This window comes from Flavobacterium sp. (assembly GCF_044371705.1).
Taxonomy (GTDB): Bacteria; Bacteroidota; Bacteroidia; order Flavobacteriales; family Flavobacteriaceae; genus Flavobacterium.
On record NZ_JBILTE010000260.1, the window covers coordinates 1 to 2,850 of the forward strand.

Below are 2,850 nucleotides of genomic sequence, written 5' to 3' on the forward strand. Positions count from 1 at the left end.
AAGTCAGTAAGTTAGATTTCCTGTCTACCGAAATAATCAAAAAGTAATAGGTATAAACCCAACTTTCAGGTTCAATTACTCGTTCATCTTCTTTGTCGAACCAGTCCTTTGATAAAATATAAAACTCGTTATCCCCAAATTCGTTGTGAATTTCAAAGTATCTGTCGAGCAGTTTTGCAAATTCGTTTCTATCGTCACCCCAGTCAGGTTCATTTACAAAGTCAAAAAGAAATTTTGATACTCCTTGTTTGTCCGTTTTCTTGAAGTCGGTGATTTTTATTTTGTCAACGTTAAAAGCTTGTCTCAAATAACCTTTGTCTGGTTCAGCTTTTACACAATCACGCAAACTGTCAAATGAGAATCGTTTTGAACGAATGAAGGTGTCAACAATTTGGTCGTTTCTAATTAGTTCGTCAACCCCAATAGCAAATTCTGTCAAGTTTATACCTTGATAGCCTTCGTTAATTTCGATATGTCTTTTAGTATCGATGGTTGTCATTAGTCGAGTAGGCAAGGGGATTTCACCCCAAGCCTCTCACAGAACCGTACTTGATAGTCTCCCATCATACGGCTCTTCAGTTGATTGTCAGTGGTTAGAATCATCCTACAAATATAGTTGTTCTAATTAACATCATCAAATCAAGCTGCTACCCCCTTCGCTCCGCTCCCATTACAGGAGTTTCATCACTACTACGAAGTAGTCCGCCATCTTATGAAATATCGATATTCAGCCTTGCATTTTTCTTTACTTGAACTTTTCTCTTAACACTTTCATAAGACTTCCTCTGTTCCCTTCAAAAGCCTAAATAGGATTCTTGCCTCCTTCGTGACGTCTGTCATGTAGCCAATAAGCAGATAATCGCTACACTCGTCCTTGTGCACCATTTACCACAAGTTTTGACAGAGTTACCGTTTTTTCGACATTTCATCAGAGGTTCACTTGCGTTCAACTCTCCTATTCGCACCTGACACGTCTAGCATGCCTTTTCTCTAAACGTTCAATACCGCTCAGTCACCCAAGAAGCACCATAGAGTGGTTTGTTAACCCCGTCTGCACAGCGTTAACGGAAGACCTACTTCCATCTTTCAAAGAACATTGAACTTCAAAATTATTAATCTCTGGTTCATTCAGAGCACACAAATGAGTGCTAACGATTTGCATGCTAGCGATGGCCGCGATACCGAAGCACTAAACTGCAAACCTATCACAAATTTACAAAAGAAATACGAACTTCCAAATTAGCGCTGAACCAGCGGCTATCGCTAGCATGCTGTTATTGGCTGTTGTTTCTGCGTGTCAAATTAACTTTCATAATTGTAATTATTGTCACTCTCTATTATGTATAAACTTCTTCGTCCATTTATTAAAAAAGATTAATAGTCCTAATGTAACAAAAAATATGGCATTTAAAATAATAGCAGTCTTAAGTCCCCATATATTGAAAATTGTCGTCATTAAGTCAGTTCCGCCTTTTATTGCGGAAATTTTAAATACTACTTTTTGAATAAAGAAGCCAATTATTAAAACTAATAATGAATTGTACCAAACTAATTTATATTTCAAGCCTATTGTCAGCGAAATAATGGAAGAAAACATTAGTCCTATTAACGAAAAATAAATAGTCCTACGAACTAAAAAAGTCAATCTTTCACCAAATGTGAAATTTTCACTTTTCAAAAGGTGATTATCGAAATCAGCTGTGCCAAATTTATAATTCCAAATAGTTTCAACTAGGTTTAAGTCAGTTAATTTTGCAAGTTGTCGAAACCCAGCAATAATAAGTATTGTCGCAAATAGATGTAGTGTTATTTGTCGCCAATTTAATTTCATATTGTTCCACTTTTCAATCTCAGGATTTTTTTTTTTACAATTGCCAATAACGGGCCGCGGCTAAAAGAAGTTGGCGCTTTTGAACTACAAACCTCATTCTGAAATCCGCATTTCAAATGTAAAATAAATTTTCTTTAGAACCACAAACAAGCCAATTTCTTTTAGCCGCTGTTATTGGCTGGCGGTCAACACAATGTTTAAATCTACTCGTCTTGCGTTTTGCAATTTTACATTTCGATTGAAATTTTCACCTTACCTCCAAGTCCCTTTTCCACAATGTCAAACAATGTTTTCAACGTCAAGTTTCCTCCATTGTTTTCTACCCTAGAAATAAAAGTTCTTTTTTTGTCAAGTATGTCAGCAAGTTGGTCTTGGGTTAAATGTTTGTCTTCACGTGCCTTACGCAACAACAAACCTATTTTAAAACTTTCAAACTCTCTGTCTAGTTCGTCTCGTCTTACAGTGCCCTTTTTTCCATATACAGAGTCCTTGATTTTTTTCCAGCTTTTAGTTTCCATTTTCTTTATTTTTTTGTTCGTAATATTCTTTCATTAAACTTATTGCTTTCGCTATTTCTTCTCTGGGAGTTTTCTGAGTCTTTTTCGTAAAACCATTTAACAATATAACCAGTTTTCCTTTGTCGAAAAAACAAAAAACTCTCCAAATATTTGTTCCTAATTGTATTCGTGCTTCATAGAGTCCTTTCGTCCCCTCCAATGATTTTAAATAATTTGTTGGTACACGTTCTAATGTTTCAATTGCCTCAATTATTTTATATATTTTGTCTTGAACTTTTTGAGGTTGCTGCAACAAGAAGTCTTCAAAATAATTTTTGTAGGATATAACTTCTCTAATTTTTTCCATGAGCACAAATGTAACTTATAAGTTACTATTTTCCAAATATAATTTGAATTTATTTTTCGGTCGATTTTTCAGCCGCTTGCCAATAACGGTCCGCGGCTAAAAGAAGTTGGCGCTTTTGAACTATAAACCTCATTCTGAAATCCGCATTTCAAATG

At 35.3% G+C, this 2,850-nt stretch carries 4 protein-coding genes; all 4 read right to left on the minus strand.

The window, feature by feature from the left end; translation table 11 throughout:
• Positions 1-499: hypothetical protein (locus tag ACIQ2S_RS12655; RefSeq protein ID WP_396176550.1), on the minus strand; the 499-nt coding region annotated here is incomplete at its 3' end.
• 828 nt (positions 500-1,327) lie between these two features.
• Complete coding sequence (locus ACIQ2S_RS12660) at positions 1,328-1,831, minus strand: hypothetical protein (RefSeq protein WP_396176552.1); 504 nt, start codon at positions 1,829-1,831, stop codon at positions 1,328-1,330.
• Positions 1,832-2,058: 227 nt separating this feature from the next.
• Positions 2,059-2,349 (minus strand): helix-turn-helix domain-containing protein, encoded by a 291-nt coding sequence (locus ACIQ2S_RS12665; RefSeq protein WP_396176554.1) that lies wholly within the window; start codon positions 2,347-2,349, stop codon positions 2,059-2,061.
• Complete coding sequence (locus tag ACIQ2S_RS12670; RefSeq protein ID WP_396176556.1) at positions 2,339-2,695, minus strand: type II toxin-antitoxin system RelE/ParE family toxin; 357 nt, start codon at positions 2,693-2,695, stop codon at positions 2,339-2,341. Before ACIQ2S_RS12670 ends, ACIQ2S_RS12665 begins: the two co-directional genes overlap by 11 nt.
• Positions 2,696-2,850: the final 155 nt, after the last annotated feature.